Here is a 20096-nt window from a genome sequence, read left to right as displayed (position 1 = left end):
TGAGTAGTTGTGCGGATCCGGGCGACGGCCGGCCGCGGTTGAGTGGTGCCATGACCGAGCTCGAGCTTGACCGGGACCGGCGGGCCTTCATCGCGCCGCTGGCCTCCACCCTGCTGACCCTGCCCCTGGCCTTCGTGTCGCTGCTGTACGCGGGGCTGTCGCCGATGGCCTGTGACTCCTGCGGGACGGAGGCCGCCGACGCTTTCGACTCCAGCTTCGAGATCGCCTGGCCGGTGTTCATGGTGGGGCTGGTGGGTGTGTTCGGGCTGTTGGTGTGGTGCTGGGCCCTGCCGTGGCGGACGCGCAACGCCGCCCGGCGGGTCGGTATCGCGATTGCCGCGCCCGTGGTGGTGCTGGTGAACGCGGTGGTGTTCTGGGGGCTGCTCGATCTGCCGTAGCCGGCGGGGCCGGGCAGGGCTCTACGCTTGTGCCGACTGTTCTCGATGCTCGAAGAGGCGACTGACGTATGAGCGCGTACGGATCCTTCCCCGGCTCGCGGCCCCGCCGGCTGCGCACCACCCCGGCGATGCGGCGGATGGTCGCGGAGTACCGGCTGCACCCCTCCGACCTGATCCTCCCGGCCTTCGTACGCGAGGGCATCAGCGAGCCGCTGGCGATCTCGGCGATGCCGGGGGTGGTCCAGCACACGCGGGACACGCTGCGGAAGGCCGCCGTGGAGGCGGTCGAGGCGGGTGTCGCGGGGATCATGATCTTCGGGGTCCCGGCCGACGAGAACAAGGACGCGCTGGGCACGGCGGGCACCGAGCCGGACGGGATCCTCCAGGTCGCGATCCGCGACGTGAAGGCCGAGGTGGGCGATGATCTGGTGATCATGTCCGACCTGTGCCTGGACGAGTACACCGACCACGGGCACTGCGGGGTGCTCGACGAGCAGGGCCGCGTGGACAACGACGCGACGCTGGAGCGGTACGCGGAGATGGCCCAGGTGCAGGCCGATGCCGGTGTCCACGTGGTCGGTCCCAGCGGGATGATGGACGGCCAGGTCGGTGTCATCCGCGACGCGCTCGACGAGACCGGGCACGAGGACGTGTCCATCCTGGCGTACACGGCGAAGTACTCGTCCGCCTTCTACGGGCCGTTCCGGGAGGCCGTGGCTTCCTCCCTGCAGGGCGACCGCAAGACCTACCAGCAGGACCCGGCGAACGCCCGCGAGTCGCTGCGGGAGCTGGCCCTCGACCTGGAGGAGGGCGCCGACATGGTGATGGTCAAGCCGGCCGGTCCCTACCTCGACATCCTGTACCGGGTCGCGCAGGCGGTGGACGTGCCGGTGGCGGCGTACCAGATCAGCGGTGAGTACGCGATGGTCGAGGCGGCCGCGGAGAAGGGCTGGATCGACCGCGACCGGGCCATCATGGAGACCCTGCTGGGCATCAAGCGGGCCGGCGCGGACACGATCCTCACGTACTGGGCGACCGAGGCCGCCCGGATGCTGCGCGCGGAGCGGTGACGGGGTACGGGCCCCGTAGGCACGGCGGTTGACCGCCGACGCCTCCGGGGCCCGCTGCCGGGGGTGGACCGGCGGTCAGCCGCCGTAGGGGGCTTCGGCCTTCTTGGCCTTCAGCGCGGTGCCCCACCACTCGATCGAGTCGAGGAGGGTCTTGGCCGCGGCCTCCGCCTGGGTGGGGTCGATCAGGGTGCCCTGCTCGTCGAACTGGCCCCACGGGCCGTGGAAGCCGACGGTGTCGCGGACGGTGACCGTGTGGCACTCGGCGAAGACCTGGCGCAGCTGCTCGACCGCGCGCATGCCGCCCGCGAGACCGCCGTAGCCGACGAAGCCGACCGGCTTGGCGTGCCACTCGGTGGTGTGCCAGTCGATCAGGGTCTTCAGCGAGGCCGGGAAGGAGTGGTTGTACTCCGGGGTGACCACGACGAACGCGTCGGCGGCGGCCAGCCGCGGGGAGACGCCGGCCAGCACGGCCTTCACGTCGTCCGACGGCGACGGCGACAGCTGGTGGGGCAGGTCGTGCTCGATCAGGTCGATCACGTCGATGTTCAGGTTCTCGCGCTGGCGGGCGACCCCGGCGAACCAGTTTGCGATGGTCGGGCCGAAGCGTCCCTCGCGGACACTGCCGATGATGATCGCGACGCGAAGCGACTCAGACATGGAAATACCTCCGATATGTACGGCGACGTCCCGGCCGTACCGGTGACGGACGGCGGCACGGTCCCGCGCTGGTGTACCTCACCTTGTTCCAGAGCGGGCGGAAAGATCAACTCCGTATCGGGGAGTACGTCGGCTTCCCCTGAGCGCCGCGCGTCCCGCCCCGCGGGAGGGGGTCAGCCGTAGCGGGCCGCCATCGCCGCCAGCGAGGCCTTGATCCGGGCCCGCAGCGCGGGCGGGGCCAGCACCTCGGCGTCCTCCGCCAGGGCCAGGAACTGTGCCTGCGCGTGCGGCTCCGACTCGATCGGGAGCACCGCCCGCGTCCAGCCCGGCAGCTCGGGGTCCGGCTCGCCGTTCGCCGCCAGCGCCCGCGCCTGGGCGCCCGTCAGCTGGGCCGCCGCGCGCGCGGAGAGCCGTACGAGCGCCTCCTCCGGGTGGAGCCGCTCGTGGAAGTCGGCCTGGGCCCGGCGCCAGTGCTCCGCCAGGTCGAAGCCCTCCGGCAGCTCCGCCACCTCCCCGGTCTCGGCGACCCGCAGGATCTGGTCCACGCGGTACGTGCGGGGGCCGGGCCGCTGCGCCGCGCCGGCCGGGCCCGCCACCAGGTACCAGCGGCCCGCCTTGAGGACCAGGCCGTAGGGGGCGAGGCGGCGGTCCACCTCCCGCGGCTCCTTCCAGCGCCGGTAGCGCACCTCGATCACCCGGCCCCGCCACACCGCGTCGGCCACCCGCCCGAGGTGCGGGGCCTCCTCGTGCTCCGCGTACCAGCCCGGCGCGTCCAGGTGGAAGCGCAGCCGCATCCGGTCGGCCTGGGCGCGCAGTTCGGGCGGCAGGGCCGCGCGGAGCTTGAGCTGCGCCGCCGACAGGGCCCGGCCGAGGCCCAGTTCGGCCGCGGGACCCGGCATGCCGGCCAGGAACAGGGCCTCCGCCTCGCCGGAACTGAGCCCGGTCAGCCGGGTGCGGTAGCCGGCGAGCAGCTGGTAGCCCCCGCTGTGCCCGGCGTCCCCGTAGAGCGGCACGCCCGCGGCGGCCAGGGCCTCCGCGTCCCGGTAGACGGTACGGACGGACACCTCCAGCTCCCGCGCGAGCTCGGCGGCGGTCATCCGCCCGCGGGTCTGGAGCAGCAGCAGCATCGAGAGCAGACGGCTGGACTTCACTGACACAGGATGTCAGTGGAGCGCTCCTACGGTCCTCGCATGAACGATTTCGACTTCCTGGTCGGCAGCTGGAACGTGACCAACCGCTGGCGCACCGATTTCCTCGACCCCTCCAGTGAGTGGGAGGAGTTCCCGGCCGTCTCCCACATCTCGCGGCACTTCGACGGCGGGGCCAGCTTCGACGAGATCGACTTCCCGACGAAGGGCTTCGGCGGTCTGACGCTGCGGCTGTTCGACCGGCAGCGCGAGGAGTGGTCACTGTACTGGTCGAGCCGCCGGACCGGGGTGCTGTTCCCGCCCGTGGTCGGCCGGTTCGCCGACGGCACGGGCGTGTTCGAGGGCGAGGACACGCACGACGGGAAGGCGGTGCGCGTGCGGTTCGTGTGGAGCGGCACCCGGACCGACTCCCCGCGCTGGGAGCAGTTCTTCTCGGTCGACGGGGGCGAGAGCTGGCTGCGGAACTGGACGATGGACTTGGAGCGTCGTCCCTGAAGCAGTGCGCCCGCCGGGCCGGCCACGGGGGACCGGCCGGGCGGGCGCACGCGGCACGCGCCCGCACGCGGCACGCGCCCGCACGCGGCACGCGCCCCAACTCCGCCCGCAGCCCGGCCCGTAGCTCCGCCCACAACCTCGCCCGCAATAAAACATGCAAGCGTGCTTGATTGTTTTATCGAAGGCTGCCAGTCTTCCCCTCACGCCGAGAGGGGAGCGCCACCGTGCCCGATCCGTCCGCCGACGCCGTCACCGCCGTCTACGCCGATCTGCGTGAGGAGGGCCGCGAACTCGACTCTCTGGTAGCCGAGTTGACCGACGCCCAGTGGGCCCTGCCCACCCCCGCGCCCGGCTGGAGCATCAGCCACCAGATCGCCCACCTGCACTGGACCGACCGGGCCGCACTGCTCTCCCTCACCGACGCCACCGCCTTCGGCCGCATGGTCGAAGAGGCCCTCAAGGCCCCCGACTCCTTCGTCGACGAGGGCGCCGAGGAGGGCGCGAAGCTGCCGCCCGGCGAGCTGGCGGCCCGCTGGCGGAGCACCCGTACCGCCCTCGACGAGGCGCTCGCCGCCGCCTCGCCCGACACCCGCTTCCCCTGGTACGGGCCGCCGATGAAGGCCGCCTCGATGGCGAGCGCCCGGCTGATGGAGACCTGGGCGCACGGCCAGGACGTCGCCGACGCGCTCGGCGTGCGCCGCACCCCGACCGCGCGGCTGCGGCACGTGGCGCGGATCGGCGTACGGGCCCGCGACTACGCCTACGCCGTACGCGGACTGCCCGCACCCGCCGAGGAGTTCCGGGTGGAACTGGCGGCCCCCGACGGCTCCGGGACGTGGACGTACGGGCCGGCGGACGCCCCGCAGCGGATCACGGGCCCGGCGCTCGACTTCTGCCTGCTGGTCACCCAGCGGGCCCACCGCGCCGACCTCGCCCTGACCGCGACCGGCCCCGACGCGGGCCGCTGGCTCGACATCGCCCAGGCCTTCGCGGGCCCGGCGGGCGCCGGACGCGAGCCGGGAGCCGCCCGATGACCCGCAGGCCACCGCTCCGCATCGGCAACGCCTCCGGCTTCTACGGCGACCGCTTCGACGCCCTGCGCGAGATGCTGACCGGCGGCCCGCTCGACGTGCTGACCGGCGACTACCTCGCCGAGCTGACCATGCTGATCCTCGGCCGCGACCGGCTGAAGAACCCGGACCACGGCTACGCCAAGACCTTCCTGCGCCAGCTGGAGGAAGGGCTCGGCCTCGCGCACGAGCGGGGCGTACGGATCGTCACGAACGCGGGCGGCCTCAACCCGGCCGGACTCGCCGACGCCGTACGGGCCCTGGCCGCCAAGGTCGGCGTCCCCGTCACCGTCGCGCACGTCGAGGGCGACGACCTGATGCCGTACGCCGGTTCAGAGGGTGCCCTGACCGCCAACGCCTACCTCGGCGGCGCGGGCATCACCGCCTGCCTGCGGGCCGGCGCGGACGTGGTCATCACCGGCCGGGTCACCGACGCCGCGCTGGTCAGCGGCCCCGCGGCCTGGTGGTTCGACTGGGCCCCGGACGACTACGACCGGCTGGCCGGAGCGGTGGTCGCGGGCCACGTCCTGGAGTGCGGAACCCAGGCCACCGGCGGCAACTACGCCTTCTTCACCGCCCACGACGTCCGCCGGCCCGGCTTCCCCCTCGCCGAGATCCACGAGGACGGCTCCTCGCTGATCACCAAGCACCCGGGCACTGGCGGAGCCGTCACGGCCGGCACCGTCACCGCGCAACTCCTGTACGAGACCCAGGGCGCGCGGTACCTCGGCCCGGACGTCACCGCCCGCCTGGACACGCTCCGGCTCACCGGGGACGGACCGGACCGGGTACGGATCTCGGGCGTCCTCGGCGAAGCCCCGCCGCCCACCCTCAAGGTGGGCGTCACACGCATCGGCGGCTGGCGCAACGAGGTGGTCTTCGTCCTGACCGGCCTGGACATCGAGGCCAAGGCGGCCCTGGTCCGCGCGCAGCTGTCCGAAGCGCTGGACGGGGTCGCCGACGCGACCTGGACCCTGGCCCGCACGGACCACGAGGACGCCCCGACGGAGGAGACGGCCAGCGCGCTGCTGCGGCTGGTGGTCCGCGATGCCTCGCCGGAGCGCGTGGGGCGGGGCCTCACGTCGGCGGCGGTGGAGCTGGCGCTCGCGAGCTACCCGGGGTTCCACGTCACGGCCCCACCGGGCGCTGCGCAGCCGTACGGGGTGTTCAGCTCGGCCGTCGTCCCGGCGTCCTCGGTCCCCCACACGGCGGTCCTGGCGGACGGCACCCACCTGCCGGTGCCGGGGGCCGCTGCGCGGGGCCTGTCCCCCACCCCGCCCCTTCCCGGCAGTACCGATATGCGGCTCCGCCGCGTGGGGGCTCCGCCCCAGACCCCGTCGGGGCTCCGCCCCGAACCCCGCGCCTCGAACGCCGGCGAGGCTGAGATCTGCCTGGCGGAAACTCCAGCCCCTCCGGCGTTTGAGGAGCGGGGTCTGGGGCGGAGCCCCCACGCGGCGGAGCCGCAGATCGGTACTGCGGGAAGGGGCGGGGTGGGGGACGAGCCGCCCGCAGGGCACACCACCCGCGCGCCGCTCGGCGCACTGGCCGGGGCCCGCAGCGGCGACAAGGGCGGGGACGCCAACATCGGCGTGTGGGTCGGGACCGACGCCGCCTGGGAGTGGCTGCACCGCACCCTCACGGTCGAACTGCTCCAGAGGCTGCTCCCCGAAGCCCGGGACCTCCCCGTAACCCGCCACGCCCTCCCGAACCTACGTGCCCTGAACTTCACCATCAGCCGCATCCTCGGCGACGGCGTCGCCTCCGGCCACCGCTTCGACCCCCAGGCCAAGGCCCTCGGCGAATGGCTCCGCGCCCGCCACCTCGACATCCCGACAGACCTGCTGTCCACCCCGGAGGGGACCGGCCCATGACCCGCCTCGGTACCACCGTCGACCCCCACGCCCCCGAGCACGCCCAGGCCCGTACCGCCGCCCTCGAACGGCTGGCCGCGCTCGACGCCGAGCACGCCAAGGCGCTCGCCGGCGGCGGAGAGAAGTACACCGCCCGCCACAGGGACCGCGGCAAGCTCCTGGCCCGCGAGCGCATCGAGCTGCTCCTCGACCCGGACACCCCGTTCCTGGAGCTGTCGCCGCTCGCCGCCTGGGGGAGCGACTACCCGGTCGGCGCCTCCATGGTCACCGGCATCGGCACGGTCGAGGGCGTCGAATGCCTGGTCACCGCCAACGACCCCACCGTCCGCGGCGGAGCCAGCAACCCCTGGACGCTGAAGAAGGCGCTGCGGGCCAACGAGATCGCCCTGCAGAACCGGCTCCCCGTCATCAGCCTCGTCGAGTCCGGCGGCGCCGACCTCCCCTCGCAGAAGGAGATCTTCATCCCGGGCGGGGCGATCTTCCGGGACCTGACCCGGCTCTCGGCCGCCGGCATCCCCACCATCGCGGTCGTCTTCGGCAACTCCACCGCCGGAGGCGCGTACGTCCCCGGCATGTCCGACCACACCGTCATGATCAAGGACCGCTCGAAGGTGTTCCTCGGCGGTCCGCCGCTGGTCAAGATGGCCACCGGCGAGGAGAGCGACGACGAGTCCCTCGGCGGGGCCGACATGCATGCCCGCACCTCGGGCCTCGCCGACCACTACGCCCTCGACGAGCACGACGCGATCCGCCGGGCCCGCCGGATCGTCGCCCGGCTCAACCACCGCCGGGCCCACCCGGAGCCGGCCCCGGGGGAGGAGCCGAAGTACGACCCGGAGGAACTCCTCGGCGTCGTGCCGCCCGACCTCAAGACGCCGTTCGACCCCCGCGAGGTCATCGCCCGGATCGTCGACGCCTCCGACTTCGACGAGTTCAAGCCCCTCTACGGGCCCAGCCTGGTCACCGGCTGGGCCACCCTCCACGGCTATCCGGTCGGCATCCTCGCCAACGCCCAGGGCGTGCTCTTCAGCGCCGAGTCCCAGAAGGCCGCCCAGTTCATCCAGCTCGCCAACCAGCGCGACATCCCCCTCCTCTTCCTCCACAACACCACCGGCTACATGGTCGGCAAGGAGTACGAGCAGGGCGGCATCATCAAGCACGGCTCGATGATGATCAACGCGGTCTCCAACTCCCGCGTCCCGCACCTCTCCGTCCTCATCGGCGCCTCCTACGGCGCCGGCCACTACGGCATGTGCGGCCGCGCCTACGAGCCCCGCTTCCTCTTCGCCTGGCCCAGCGCCAAATCGGCCGTCATGGGACCGGCGCAGCTCGCGGGGGTGCTCTCGATCGTCGCCCGCCAGTCCGCGGCCGCCAAGGGGCAGCCGTACGACGAGGAACAGGACGCCGGGATGCGCGCCTTCGTCGAGGCGCAGATCGAGTCCGAGTCCCTGCCCCTCTTCCTCTCCGGGCGGCTGTACGACGACGGCGTCATCGACCCGCGTGATACCCGCACCGTCCTCGGCCTGTGCCTGTCCGCCGTGCACAACGCCCCCGTCGAGGGCGCCCGCGGCGGCTTCGGCGTCTTCCGGATGTGAGCCAGATGACCATCACCTCCCTCCTCGTCGCCAACCGGGGCGAGATCGCCGTACGGATCTTCCTCACGGCCCGCGCCCTCGGCCTGGACACCGTGGCCGTCCACTCCGACCCGGACGCCGACGCCCTGCACGTCCGCACCGCCGACTGCGCCGTGCGCCTGCCCGGCGCGGCCCCCGCCGAGACCTACCTGCGCGGCGACCTGATCATCAAGGCCGCCCTCGCCGCCGGCGCCGACGCCGTCCACCCCGGCTACGGCTTCCTCTCCGAGAACGCAGGCTTCGCCCGCGAGGTCGAGGCCGCCGGCCTGATCTGGGTCGGCCCGCCGCCGGCCGCCATCGAGGCCATGGCCTCCAAGACCCGGGCCAAGGAGCTGATGCGGGCCGCCGGGGTCCCGCTCCTCGCCCCCGTCGATCCGGCCGCCGCCACCCACGCAGACCTGCCGCTCCTGCTCAAGGCCGCGGCGGGCGGCGGCGGGCGCGGCATGCGGGTGGTCCGCGACCTCGACCAGCTCAAGGCCGAGCTGGACGCCGCCGCCGCGGAGGCCCGTTCCGCCTTCGGCGACGGCGAGGTCTTCGCCGAGCCGTACGTCGAGCGGGCCCGCCACGTGGAGGTGCAGATCCTCGCCGACGCCCACGGGACCGTCTGGCCGCTCGGCACCCGCGACTGCTCCCTCCAGCGGCGCCACCAGAAGGTCATCGAGGAAGCCCCCGCGCCCGGGCTGCCGGAAGGCCTGCGCGAGGGCCTCCACCAGGCGGCCGTCGCCGCCGCCCGCGCCGTCTCCTACCGGGGCGCCGGCACGGTCGAGTTCCTGGTCACCGCCGACGGCCGCCCGTACTTCCTGGAGATGAACACCCGCCTCCAGGTGGAACACCCCGTCACCGAAGCCGTGTTCGGCATCGACCTCGTCGCCCTCCAGCTGCGGATCGCCGAGGGCGCGGCCCTGCCGCTTTCGCCCCCGCACCCCACCGGCCACGCCGTGGAGGCCCGGCTCTACGCCGAGGACCCCGCCCAGGACTGGCGCCCGCAGACCGGCGTCCTGCACACCCTCGACGTCCCCGGCGAGGTCCGCGTGGACACCGGCTTCACCGCCGGGGACGACATCGGCATCCACTACGACCCCATGCTGGCCAAGGTCGTCGCCCACGCGCCCACCCGCGCCGAGGCCGTCCGCGTCCTCGCCCACGCCCTGTCCCGGGCCCGGATCCACGGGCTCACCACCAACCGCGAGCTCCTCGTACGGTCCCTGCGCCACCCGGAGTTCACCGCCGGGCAGCTCGACACGGGGTTCTACGAACGCCACCTCGCCGCCCTCACCGCCCGCACCGAAGACGCCCCCGACGCCACCCTGGCAGCCCTCGCCGCGGCCCTCGCCGAGGCGGCCCCCGCCCCGGGCGCCTCCCTCGCCGCCCGCCTGGGCGGCTGGCGCAACGTCCGCTCGCAGCCGCAGACCCGCCGCTACACCTCGGCCGGCACCGAGTACGAGGTCGCGTACCACCCGCTCGACCACCCGGGAGTCCGGCTCCTGTCCGCCACCCCCACCCTCGTCACGCTCGAAGTCGACGGGATCCGCCGCCTGTTCCACGTGAAACAAAATTCGAACAAGCCCGAGGTCTACGTCGACTCCACCTTCACCGGAGCCCACACCCTCACCCCCGTCCCCCGGTTCGCCGACCCCCAGGACCGCACCGAACCGGGCTCCCTGCTCGCCCCCATGCCCGGCACCGTCGTCCGTGTCGCCGAGGGCCTCGCCCCCGGCCAGTCCGTCACCGCCGGGCAGCCCTTGCTCTGGCTGGAGGCCATGAAGATGGAGCACCGCATCCTCGCCCCCGCCTCCGGCACGCTCACCGCGCTCCACGCCGCCACCGGCCAACAGGTCGAATTCGGCGCCCTGCTCGCCGTAGTCCAGGAGGAACCGCACGCATGAGCCACACCATCGAATCCGAAGAACACGCAGCCCTGCGCACGGCGGTAGCCGCCCTCGGCCGCCGCTACGGCCGCGACTACCTCGCCCGCGTCGCCCGCGAAGGCGGCCACCCCGACGAGCTGTGGGCCGACGCCGCCAAGCTCGGCTACCTCGGCGTGAACCTCCCCGAGGAGTACGGCGGCGGAGGCGGCGGCATCGCCGAACTCTCCATCGTCCTCGAAGAACTCGGCGCCGCCGGCTGCCCGCTCCTCATGATGGTCGTCTCACCCGCCATCTGCGGCACGGTCATCTCCCGCTTCGGCACCGACGCCCAGAAACAGGAGTGGCTCCCCGGCCTCGCCGACGGCACCCGCACCATGGCCTTCGGCATCACCGAACCGGACGCCGGCTCCAACTCCCACCGCATCACCACCACCGCCCGCCGCGACGGCGACGACTGGATCCTCACCGGCCGCAAGGTCTTCATCTCCGGCGTGGACATCGCCGACGCCACCCTCATCGTCGGCCGCACCGAAGACGCCCGAACGGGGCGCCTCAAGCCCTGCCTGTTCATCGTCCCCCGCGACGCCCCGGGCTTCTCCCGCACGGTCATCGACATGGAACTCCAGGCGGCGGAGAAGCAGTTCGAGCTGACTCTCGACGACGTACGCCTGCCCTCCTCCGCCCTCGTCGGCGACGAGGACGCGGGCCTGCTCCAGCTCTTCGCCGGACTCAACCCCGAGCGCATCATGACCGCCGCCTTCGCCATCGGCATGGGCCGCTACGCCCTCGCCAAGGCCGTCGACTACGCCAAGACCCGCCAGGTGTGGAAGGACCCCATCGGCGCCCACCAGGCCGTGGCCCACCCCCTCGCGGCGGCCCACATCGAGCTGGAACTCGCCCGCCTGATGATGCAGAAGGCGGCCGCGCTGTACGACGCGGGGGACGACATGGGGGCGGGCGAGGCCGCGAACATGGCGAAGTACGCGGCGGGGGAGGCCTGTGTCCGCGCGGTGGACCAGGCCGTCCACACGCTGGGCGGCAACGGCCTCACCCGCGAGTACGGCCTCGCCTCCCTGATCACGGCGGCCCGGGTCTCCCGGATCGCCCCGGTCAGCCGCGAGATGATCCTCAACTTCGTCTCCCACCAGACCCTGGGCCTCCCCAAGTCGTACTAGCCGGGGCGCGGGTCCCGCTGCGCGGAGCCGTCCCCCACCCCGCCCCTTCCCGAAACCGGGGCTCCGCCCCAGACCCCGCGCCTCAAACGCCGGCGAGGCTGGATCGTCCTGGCCCGGACTCCCAGGCCGGGGACGGGGTGGGGTGTTGTCCGGGACGTAGAACGTGATTTGTGGCGCATCCGCTGCTCGTACAAGCTGATCCGGCCAGGGCGCCATAAATCATGAGTCCCGGATGACACCCCACCCCGTCCCCGGCCCCACAGGGCCCCCGCGCCCGGCACGGGACCCCGCCAGGGGACCCAGCCAGGGGACTGCCGAGCCCCCGGCACGGGACCCGGCATGGGCTCCGGCCAGGGACCCCGCAGTACCCCCCGTCAGGGGAGCCGCCCCACCCGCAACCCCTCCGGAGGAGACATGCCACCCGTCCACGCCGCGCGAGCGACCGGCGTCGCCACACTCACCCTCGACTCCCCGGCCAACCGCAACGCGCTCTCCGCCGACCTCGTCGCAGCCCTGCGTGCCGCGCTCGCCGCGGCCTCGGCGGACCCGGAGGTCCGGGCCGTCGTCCTCACCCACACCGGGACCACCTTCTGCGCCGGCGCCGACCTCAAGTCGCCCTGCGACCCCGCCGACTTCCTCGCCCTGCTCCGCGAGATCGCCGAACTCCCCAAGCCGGTCGTGGCCCGCGTCACCGGCCACGTCCGCGCCGGCGGCCTCGGCCTGCTCGGCGTCTGCGACATCGCCGCCGCCGGGCCGGAGTCCACGTACGCGTTCACCGAGACCCACCTCGGCCTCGCCCCCGCCGTGATCTCGATCCCGCTGCTCCCGCGCCTGGACCCCCGCGCCGCAGCCCGCTACTTCCTCACTGCCGAGGCGTTCGACGCCGCCGAGGCGACCAGGATCGGCCTGCTCACCCTGCACGCCGAAGACGGCGACGTCGACAAGGCCCTCGAACCCGTCCTCGCCGGCCTGCGCAAGGCCGCCCCCCAGGCCCTGGCCGCCACCAAGTCGCTGACCGCCGCCTCGGTCCGCGAGGCCGTCGCCCGCGACGGCGCCCGCCTCACCGGGCTGTCCGCAGGACTCTTCGCCTCCGACGAGGCCCGCGAAGGCATCACCGCCCGCTTCGAGCGCCGGAGCCCGTCGTGGGTGCTGTGACCACGACGGACCACGGTCCCGGCCCCAAACAGGCCCGCAGCCGCGTCACCCGCCGCCACCTCCTGGAAGCGGCCGTCTCCTGCCTCGCGGAGCACGGCTGGGCCGGTTCCACCGTCTCCGTCGTCGCCGAGCGCGCCGGGGTCTCGCGGGGCGCCGCCCAGCACCACTTCCCGACCCGCGAGGACCTCTTCACCGCAGCCGTCGAGTACGTCGCCGAGGAGCGCTCCACCGCCCTGCGCGAGCTCTTCCAGGCCGGCCCGGCCTCCCGCCCCGCGGCCGTCGAGGCCATCGTGGACCTGTACACCGGCACCCTCTTCCGCGCCGCCCTCCAACTCTGGGTCGCCGCCTCCAACGAGGAGCAGCTGCGCCCCCGCGTCACCGAACTGGAGGCCCGCGTCGGCCGCGAGACCCACCGCATCGCCGTCGAGCTGCTGGGCGCCGACGAGTCCGTGCCCGGCGTACGGGAGACCGTCCAGGGCCTCCTCGACATGGCCCGCGGCCTGGGCCTGGCCAACGTCCTCACCGACGACACGGCCCGCCGGGCCCGCGTGGTGGCCCAGTGGTCCCGCATCATCGACGCCACCCTGGCCTGAACGCGCGAGGGCGCCGCACCCCACGAGGGGGATACGGCGCCCTTGGCCTGCGGGGACGGGATCAGGCGGTGTCGGCCATGTCCGCGTACCCCGAGATCTCGCGCGGGTCGCGCCGGCTCGGCCCGGTGTAGCGGGCCGACGGGCGGACCAGGCGGCCCGTGCGCTTCTGCTCCAGGATGTGCGCCGACCAGCCGGCCGTACGGGCGCACGTGAACATCGAGGTGAACATGTGCGCCGGGACCTCCGCGAAGTCCAGCATGATCGCGGCCCAGAACTCCACGTTGGTGGCGAGCACCCGGTCGGGGCGACGCGCGTGCAGCTCCTCCAGCGCGGCCTTCTCCAGCGCGGCGGCGACCTCGTAGCGCGGCGCGTCCAGCTCCTTCGCCGTACGCCGCAGCACGCGGGCGCGCGGGTCCTCGGCGCGGTAGACGCGGTGCCCGAAGCCCATCAGCCGCTCGCCCTTGTCCAGGGCCTTCTTCACGTACGCCACGGCGTCGCCGGAGCGCTCGATCTCCTCGATCATCCCCAGCACCCGGGACGGCGCCCCGCCGTGCAGCGGCCCGGACATCGCGCCGACGGCGCCCGACAGCGCGGCCGCGACGTCCGCACCGGTCGAGGCGATCACCCGCGCGGTGAACGTGGAGGCGTTCATCCCGTGCTCGGCGGCGGAGGTCCAGTACGCGTCGACGGCCTTCACGTGCCGCGGGTCGGGCTCGCCCCGCCAGCGGATCATGAACCGCTCGACGACGGACTCGGCCTTGTCGATCTCCTTCTGCGGCACCATCGGCAGGCCCTGCCCGCGGGCGGACTGGGCGACGTACGACAGCGCCATGACGGCGGCGCGCGCGAGATCGTCCCGCGCGGTCCGCTCGTCGATGTCCAGCAGGGGTTTCAGACCCCACACGGGGGCGAGCATGGCGAGCGCGGACTGCACGTCGACACGGATGTCACCGGAGTGGACCGGGATGGGGAAGGGCTCGGCGGCGGGCAGGCCGGGGTTGAACGCACCGTCGACCAGCAGGCCCCAGACGTTCCCGAAGGAAACGTGGCCCACGAGGTCCTCGATGTCGACACCGCGGTAGCGGAGTGCACCGCCTTCCTTATCCGGTTCGGCGATCTCCGTTTCGAACGCGATGACCCCTTCGAGCCCGGGTACGAAGTCGGACATCAGGCGGCTCCCTCAGATAGTGCGAACACGCGCGGTTCCCGGCGTGATTCGCGGTCCGGCGCGGTCATCCCCGTTGATGCCCGGCACGGCCGATGGTCACCCGTGTGGGACCGTCGGACCGGCCCCAAGATTTTGTCCGTTCCGGATGCACTGCGGAAGCGTGACATACGGCACACCGGTGACGGTCCCACTGCGGCAGGATGGCCCGCGTGACCGACCAGGACCTTGACCCCGCCACCATGCGCAAGCAGTACCGCTCGGAGATCGTCGAGGAGGAGAGCCTCGCCGAGGACCCGATGCGGCAGTTCGCCCGGTGGTTCCAGCAGGCCGCCGACGCCCACGTCTTCGAACCGAACGCCATGATCGTCTCCACGGCGACGGCCGACGGCCGCCCCAGCTCCCGCACGGTGCTGCTGAAGCAGTTCGACGACCGCGGCTTCGTCTTCTTCACCAACTACGACTCCCGCAAGGGCCGCGAGATCGCCGAGAACCCGCACGCCGCGCTGCTCTTCCCCTGGCACCCCATCGCCCGCCAGGTCGTCGTCACCGGCACGGCGGCCCGCATCGGCCGCGACGAGACGGCGGCGTACTTCCGCTCCCGCCCGCACGGCTCCCAGCTGGGCGCCTGGGCCAGCGACCAGTCCAGCGTGATCGCCTCCCGCGCGGAACTGGACCGCCGCTACGCCGAGCTCGCCGCCCGCTACCCGGAGGGCGAACAGGTCCCGGTCCCGCCGCAGTGGGGCGGCATCCGGGTGGTCCCGCACGAGGTGGAGTTCTGGCAGGGCCACGAGAACCGCCTGCACGACCGCCTGCGGTACGTCCTGGACGCGGAGAAGTGGCGCGTCGAGCGGCTCTGTCCGTAGGGGCGCCGGAAAAACAGACGACCCGCGGGCTCGGGTCTCTCCCCTGCAGTGGGAGAAGCCGGCCGGACGTACCGGCGAGCCCGCGGGTCGGGTGACTGCTGTGGATTGGCGCCAGGCGATCCCGCCGGGCACCGCACTGGGTGCGTGCGACGACGGGCGCTTAGCCCGCAGCCACCTCACGCGTCCGGAGTTCGTACATTTCCGGGATCACCTCCTTTCAGTGTGCGACCACTGTAAGCAGCCTCGTGCCGTCCGCTCAATCGAATTTCCTCGGCGAATCCGCAGGTGTATCCGTCGGCCCTCTGGAGTAGCCGCAAATTCCGGTGCGAGACATCAAAGCGGCTGGTCAGCGTGGTGATGCGATGCCGGCCACTGCTCCGGACTGCGATGCGCCCCACCCAGCTGCCGACCCACTTCCCCTTGGGAACGAGGGCATCGATCGTGTGGCTTTCGGCAACCCCATCGCGAAGCGGTTCCAGCGGGTGCGGCCGCCCGACCATGGATGCACGGGCACACCCAGGGTCGCGAGAACCTTCACGAGCCGGAGCCTGGTGGCGTTCATGGCAGCTACGTCATGGAGCGGTCTCCTCAGTTGGGTGATCACGCTTTCCAGGCGATCGGGCCGGTTGGAGAGGAAATCGACTCGGGGTTTCCCTGTGTGCCGGACGACATGACTCCCGCGAATGCGGTCGTGTCGAACGCGACCTGCTCCACGTGGATCTCGGCTACTGGCGCGTATCGGCTCAGCCGCAAGACGAGGGACATGGTGGAGTCGATGCGATGACGCAAGGACGGGGGAAGCCAGCCGTCCGGCCGGGATCGGTTGTCGTGTCGAGGTGCCCGATACCGGAGGTTCGCCGAGCGCCTTCGGCGGTTCCTGACGCCTGAGTCACCTCGTCCCGCAACCAGGCTGCCCTGGAAGGGAGTTCGCCCATAAGGTGGGCGCCCGAAACCCAGGGGGGTAGCCGCATGAGCGCACAGGACTCGTTGCCGCGGGAGTATCGGAGCAAGGCCGGCAGGACGGCCGCGGTCCTCGGTGGCATGGGGGTGGGGAGCTTCGCCGCGCTCTCGCCCCTGTGGACCGACGAGGACATTCCCGGCTGGGTGAAGCTGCTGGTCAGCGGGGTGGTCTTGGCGTTCTTCGGGTGGTTCCTGTCCGGCATCCGCAACTGCGCCACCACCGTGGACCTCAAGGGGATCCAGGTCCGGACCCTGGGCGGCACGCGGCGGCTGGCCTGGGAGGACATCCAGGAGATCCGGGCCGTACCCAACGCGGCCGCCTCGCGCCACGCGCCCAAGGTCATCTCGTACGCCTACGACACGAGCGGCAAACGCGTGCCGCTGATTTTCGTCGACGACATCCACGTCGCCGTCGAGCGCGAGATCGACGCGATCCGGGCCGCCTGGACCGAGCTGCGCGGTGCGGGCTGGGAGTACCGGGCCGAGGTGTGGCAGCGGATCGGGCGGCAGGACGCCCGGGAGGCGCGCCGGCTGGCCGTGGCGGGCGGCATCGTCGGGATGTGCATCGTCATCTCCCTGGTGGTCGTCGTGGTGTTGGCCGCCGGGGACTGACGCGCCCCCACCTCCGGCCGAATCGGATCATTACGGGGTATTCGGGGGAACGGGGTGTGTGCTGCGTCACGTTCGCGTTCAATGATCTGACGTGCCGCACACGCGAACACCTGCAGGGGGTGCCAGGTGAGTGCTTCCGGACGTAACGAGACCGCCGACGATCTGCTCGCAGCGCTGCTGGACGGGATGGACGCCGCCTTGTGCGCGTTCGACTCCGACGGCGTGATCACCCACTGGAACCGCGAGGCCGAGCGGATCCTGGGCTGGTCGGCGGCCGAGGCCGTGGGGCGCAAGGGGTTCGAGGGGTGGGCGGTACGGGCCGCCGACGCCCAGGACGTGCAGGACAGACTCATGTCCGCCCAGGACGCGCCCGGGCGGCAGGTGAACGAGTTCGCCCTGCTGACCAAGGACGGCCGGCGCGTGCTCGTACGGACCCAGTCCGCCGGGGTGCCGGGCGCGGACGGGAAGCCCGCCGGGGTGTACTGCGCGTTCAGCGAGGTGCACGCGCAGATCGACCTGGAGCGGTCCATCGCGCTCAGCGAGGCCCTCATGGAGGACGCCTCGTGGGGCGTCGTCCTCGTCGACGTCGACCTGCGGCCCGCCGTGGTCAACGCGCACGCCGCCCGCGCCTTCGGCACCGGCCGCACCGTGCTGCTCGGGCGGCCCCTCGGGGAGCTGCTGACGCAGGGCGTGGAGGAGCTGGAGGGCGCCCTCCAGCACGTGCTCGCCGAGGGGGCGCCGCCCGCGCCCGTGGAGCTGTGGGTCTCGGTGCGCACCCCCGAGGGAGTGCGGCGGCGGTGCTGGCGGTGCGGCTTCCTGCGGCTGGCCTCGCCGCTCGCGGAGGAGCCCGTACCGCTCGGGGTCGGCTGGCTGTTCCAGGACGTCACCGAGGCCCGTCAGGCCCAGCTGGACACGGCGCAGCTGCGGTTCCGCTCCCACCAGCTGCACCGCGCGGCCCGCGCCGCCGCCGAGTGCGAGGACCCGGCGGAGGCGGCCGCCGTACGGCTGGACTTCGCCCTCGCGGGCTTCGCCGAGCACGCGCTGCTGGACGTACTGGACTCCTCGGCCGGCCTGGAGCGGCGCAGGCTCGTACGGTCGGCCGCGTCGCCGCCCGAGCTGCCGGGGCCCGGATCGATCCCCGTCCGGTACGAGGCCGGCCACCCGGCGCTGCAGGCGCTGGACCGGATCGGCTCGGTCCGCGCCGGCGCCCCGCGCGGGGAGGCGGACGCGGAGTGGGCGCGGGCCCGCCAGTGGCCGCAGGGCGCGGCGCACGGGCTGTGCACGGTGCTGCGCAGCCGCGGGCGGACCCTCGGGGTGCTGACCTTCCTGCGGGGCCCCTCGCGTCCGGCGTTCGAGCGCGCGGACGCCTCGTACGCGGAGGAAGTGGCGGCGAGGGTCGCGGCGGACCTGGACCTGGCGAACCCCGGCCCCGCCGGCGATTGAGGCGCGGAGCCCCGGGAAGCCCGACCGCAGTCGAGGGCCCGGGCCGCACCCCCCGCTGACAGCCGGCGGCTAGTGCCGGAAGAAGATCCGGTCGCCGTACTCCTGCATGACGCGGCCGTTCCACTCGTGGCCGCCGTCCACGTTGCCCGAGCGCAGCAGCGGCGGCTCCACGCCGCGGGCCACGAGCTCGCCGGCCGCCGCGGCCATCACCGCCTGCATGATCGCGCTGGTCACGACGGTGGAGGCGGGGGCGAAGGGGGCGTCGATGCCGTCGAGGCTCAGTTCGGCGTCGCCGACCGCGATCTTGCTGTCGAGGACCACGTCGCAGTGGTCCTTCAGGAAGGTGCCGGAGACGTGCCGCGACTTGGTCCCGGTCGCGTACGCCACCGAGGTCACCCCGATGACCTTGAGGCCGATGGCGCGCGCGTTCATGGCCATCTCGACGGGCAGGGCGTTGCGCCCGGAGAGGGAGATGATCACGAGGACGTCGCCGTCGGAGGCGGGGCTGCTGTCCAGGACGGCGCCGGCCAGGCCGTCGACCCGCTCCAGGGCGCTGCCGAGCGTGGCCGGCATGACGTCGATGCCCGCGGTGCCCGGGACGGCGAGGAAGTTCATCAGGGCCAGGCCGCCGGCCCGGTAGACCACGTCCTGGGCGGGCAGCGAGGAGTGCCCGGCGCCGAAGGCGAAGAGGCGGTTCCCGGCGGCGACGGCGTCGGCGACGAGTGAGCCGGCCTCGGCGATGTGCGAGCCCTCCTCGTCCCGTACCCGCTCCAGCAGGCCGATGGCGGCGTCGAAGAACTGACCGGCCAGCTTGCTCTCGCTCATACGCCGATGGCCCTTCCAAGAGATGGCGGTGGGTCGTCCGTGTTCGCCGCTCACCGTGCGGTCTGGACCAAGGGCGTGTCAATACGGGCGTCAATCCAGGGGCCGCCACGTGTCGGGGACATGTCCGGGACGGGCCTTGACGCTCGATACGGGACGGTTGTCGGCCCGATGCGTCAGAATTGGGGGCAGGGCCAGCGCACGCAATCCGAGGGGCACGAATGTCCGGACTGATCGACACCACGGAGATGTATCTCCGCACCATCCTTGAGCTTGAAGAGGAAGGTGTGGTCCCCATGCGCGCCCGGATCGCCGAGCGGCTCGACCAGAGCGGCCCGACGGTGAGCCAGACGGTGGCGCGCATGGAGCGCGACGGCCTGGTGGCCGTCGCGAGCGACCGGCACCTGGAGCTGACCGACGAGGGCCGGCGGCTGGCGACGCGCGTGATGCGCAAGCACCGGCTGGCCGAATGCCTGCTCGTCGACGTGATCGGCCTGGAGTGGGAGCAGGTGCACGCCGAGGCCTGCCGCTGGGAGCACGTGATGAGCGAGGCGGTGGAGCGGCGGGTGCTCGAGCTGCTCCGCCACCCGACCGAGTCGCCGTACGGGAACCCGATCCCGGGGCTGGAGGAGCTGGGGGAGAAGGCCGAGGCGGACCCGTTCCTGGAGGACGGCATGGTCAGCCTGTCCGAGCTCGACCCGGGCACCGAGGGCAAGACCGTGGTCGTGCGGCGGATCGGGGAGCCGATCCAGACCGACGCCCAGCTGATGTACACGCTGCGGCGGGCGGGCGTGCAGCCCGGCTCGGTGGTCAGCGTGACGGAGTCCCCGGGCGGGGTGCTGGTCGGCAGCGGCGGCGAGGCCGCCGAACTGGAGGCGGAGATCGCCTCGCACGTGTTCGTCGCGAAGCGCTGACGCCGACGCCTTTGGCATGGTGTGGTGTGGTGTGTGTGGTCGGTCCCGGCGCCTTGCGGCGCCGGGACCGACCCCTCCCCATGTGACCTGGAGCCCCGAGCTCTCAAGGTCTTCCCCTTCGGACCGTCTTCCCCGAGCGGCCCGCCTCCCTGTTGAAAGGATCTCCATCGGCAGCGGCGG

The 20096-nt window shown here is 72.9% G+C and carries 19 protein-coding genes; 14 read left to right on the top strand and 5 right to left on the bottom strand.

Annotated features, from left to right (window positions below):
• Positions 1–50: 50 nt before the first annotated feature.
• The gene (locus AB0O21_RS30575) at positions 51–398 is read left to right on the top strand and encodes a hypothetical protein (RefSeq protein WP_365176095.1); all 348 of its coding nucleotides are present in this window, start codon (positions 51–53) and stop codon (positions 396–398) included.
• A 68-nt stretch (positions 399–466) separates the two neighbouring features.
• Positions 467–1468, top strand: a complete 1002-nt coding sequence (gene hemB / locus AB0O21_RS30570) for a porphobilinogen synthase (RefSeq protein WP_365176094.1) — start codon at positions 467–469, stop codon at positions 1466–1468.
• Positions 1469–1543: 75 nt separating this feature from the next.
• Here hemB and AB0O21_RS30565 read toward each other — a convergent pair whose 3' ends face one another.
• Both AB0O21_RS30565 and AB0O21_RS30560 read right to left on the bottom strand, forming a co-directional pair.
• On the bottom strand, positions 1544–2125 hold the full coding sequence (locus AB0O21_RS30565) for an NAD(P)H-dependent oxidoreductase (protein WP_365176093.1): 582 nt from the start codon (positions 2123–2125) through the stop codon (positions 1544–1546).
• Between the two features lie 173 nt (positions 2126–2298).
• Entirely contained in the window at positions 2299–3276 is a 978-nt protein-coding gene (locus AB0O21_RS30560; protein ID WP_365176092.1) for a WYL domain-containing protein, read from the bottom strand.
• 39 nt (positions 3277–3315) lie between these two features.
• Between AB0O21_RS30560 and AB0O21_RS30555 the strand changes: the two genes are divergently transcribed.
• From AB0O21_RS30555 to AB0O21_RS30520, 8 genes are all read left to right on the top strand, one after another.
• Positions 3316–3768 (top strand): hypothetical protein, encoded by a 453-nt coding sequence (locus AB0O21_RS30555; RefSeq protein WP_365176091.1) that lies wholly within the window; start codon positions 3316–3318, stop codon positions 3766–3768.
• 224 nt (positions 3769–3992) lie between these two features.
• Positions 3993–4802: a TIGR03084 family metal-binding protein gene (locus AB0O21_RS30550; RefSeq protein ID WP_365176090.1), complete on the top strand. Its 810-nt coding sequence runs from the start codon at positions 3993–3995 to the stop codon at positions 4800–4802.
• Positions 4799–6709 (top strand): acyclic terpene utilization AtuA family protein, encoded by a 1911-nt coding sequence (locus AB0O21_RS30545; RefSeq protein ID WP_365176089.1) that lies wholly within the window; start codon positions 4799–4801, stop codon positions 6707–6709. Before AB0O21_RS30550 ends, AB0O21_RS30545 begins: the two co-directional genes overlap by 4 nt.
• Positions 6706–8304, top strand: coding sequence for a carboxyl transferase domain-containing protein (locus AB0O21_RS30540; protein ID WP_365176088.1), 1599 nt, complete (start codon positions 6706–6708; stop codon positions 8302–8304). Before AB0O21_RS30545 ends, AB0O21_RS30540 begins: the two co-directional genes overlap by 4 nt.
• A 5-nt stretch (positions 8305–8309) precedes the next feature.
• Positions 8310–10229: a biotin carboxylase N-terminal domain-containing protein gene (locus AB0O21_RS30535; RefSeq protein WP_365176087.1), complete on the top strand. Its 1920-nt coding sequence runs from the start codon at positions 8310–8312 to the stop codon at positions 10227–10229.
• Positions 10226–11386, top strand: coding sequence for an acyl-CoA dehydrogenase family protein (locus AB0O21_RS30530; RefSeq protein WP_365176086.1), 1161 nt, complete (start codon positions 10226–10228; stop codon positions 11384–11386). The genes AB0O21_RS30535 and AB0O21_RS30530 overlap by 4 nt, the downstream gene beginning before the upstream one ends.
• 414 nt (positions 11387–11800) lie before the next feature.
• Positions 11801–12541, top strand: coding sequence for an enoyl-CoA hydratase family protein (locus AB0O21_RS30525; protein WP_365176085.1), 741 nt, complete (start codon positions 11801–11803; stop codon positions 12539–12541).
• Positions 12529–13134 (top strand): TetR/AcrR family transcriptional regulator, encoded by a 606-nt coding sequence (locus AB0O21_RS30520; protein WP_365176084.1) that lies wholly within the window; start codon positions 12529–12531, stop codon positions 13132–13134. Before AB0O21_RS30525 ends, AB0O21_RS30520 begins: the two co-directional genes overlap by 13 nt.
• A 61-nt stretch (positions 13135–13195) precedes the next feature.
• Here AB0O21_RS30520 and AB0O21_RS30515 read toward each other — a convergent pair whose 3' ends face one another.
• Positions 13196–14302: a citrate synthase 2 gene (locus AB0O21_RS30515; protein WP_365176083.1), complete on the bottom strand. Its 1107-nt coding sequence runs from the start codon at positions 14300–14302 to the stop codon at positions 13196–13198.
• Between the two features lie 200 nt (positions 14303–14502).
• Here AB0O21_RS30515 and pdxH point away from each other — a divergent pair, with 200 nt between their 5' ends.
• Positions 14503–15165, top strand: a complete 663-nt coding sequence (gene pdxH, locus AB0O21_RS30510) for a pyridoxamine 5'-phosphate oxidase (RefSeq protein ID WP_365176082.1) — start codon at positions 14503–14505, stop codon at positions 15163–15165.
• A 600-nt stretch (positions 15166–15765) separates the two neighbouring features.
• On the opposite strand, the gene AB0O21_RS30505 is transcribed toward pdxH, so the two are convergent.
• The gene (locus tag AB0O21_RS30505; RefSeq protein WP_365176119.1) at positions 15766–16074 is read right to left on the bottom strand and encodes an RRXRR domain-containing protein; all 309 of its coding nucleotides are present in this window, start codon (positions 16072–16074) and stop codon (positions 15766–15768) included.
• Between the two features lie 60 nt (positions 16075–16134).
• Between AB0O21_RS30505 and AB0O21_RS30500 the strand changes: the two genes are divergently transcribed.
• Together AB0O21_RS30500 and AB0O21_RS30495 are read left to right on the top strand one after the other, a co-directional pair.
• Positions 16135–16737 carry a PH domain-containing protein gene (locus tag AB0O21_RS30500; RefSeq protein WP_365176081.1) on the top strand — a complete coding sequence of 201 codons (603 nt, stop codon included), beginning with the start codon at positions 16135–16137 and terminating at the stop codon, positions 16735–16737.
• A 126-nt stretch (positions 16738–16863) separates the two neighbouring features.
• A complete protein-coding gene (locus AB0O21_RS30495; protein WP_365176080.1) occupies positions 16864–18180 on the top strand; it encodes a PAS domain-containing protein in 1317 nt (438 codons plus the stop codon).
• A gap of 69 nt (positions 18181–18249) precedes the next feature.
• On the opposite strand, the gene AB0O21_RS30490 is transcribed toward AB0O21_RS30495, so the two are convergent.
• A complete protein-coding gene (locus tag AB0O21_RS30490; protein WP_365176079.1) occupies positions 18250–19005 on the bottom strand; it encodes an SIS domain-containing protein in 756 nt (251 codons plus the stop codon).
• Between the two features lie 218 nt (positions 19006–19223).
• Here AB0O21_RS30490 and AB0O21_RS30485 point away from each other — a divergent pair, with 218 nt between their 5' ends.
• Positions 19224–19916 carry a metal-dependent transcriptional regulator gene (locus AB0O21_RS30485; protein ID WP_365176078.1) on the top strand — a complete coding sequence of 231 codons (693 nt, stop codon included), beginning with the start codon at positions 19224–19226 and terminating at the stop codon, positions 19914–19916.
• Positions 19917–20096 lie beyond the last annotated feature (180 nt).

Source organism: Streptomyces sp. NPDC091371, from assembly GCF_040684275.1.
GTDB lineage: Bacteria > Actinomycetota > Actinomycetes > Streptomycetales > Streptomycetaceae > Streptomyces.
The sequence above is the reverse complement of the archived record's forward strand: the minus strand, read 5'-3'. Positions and strand labels throughout refer to the sequence as shown.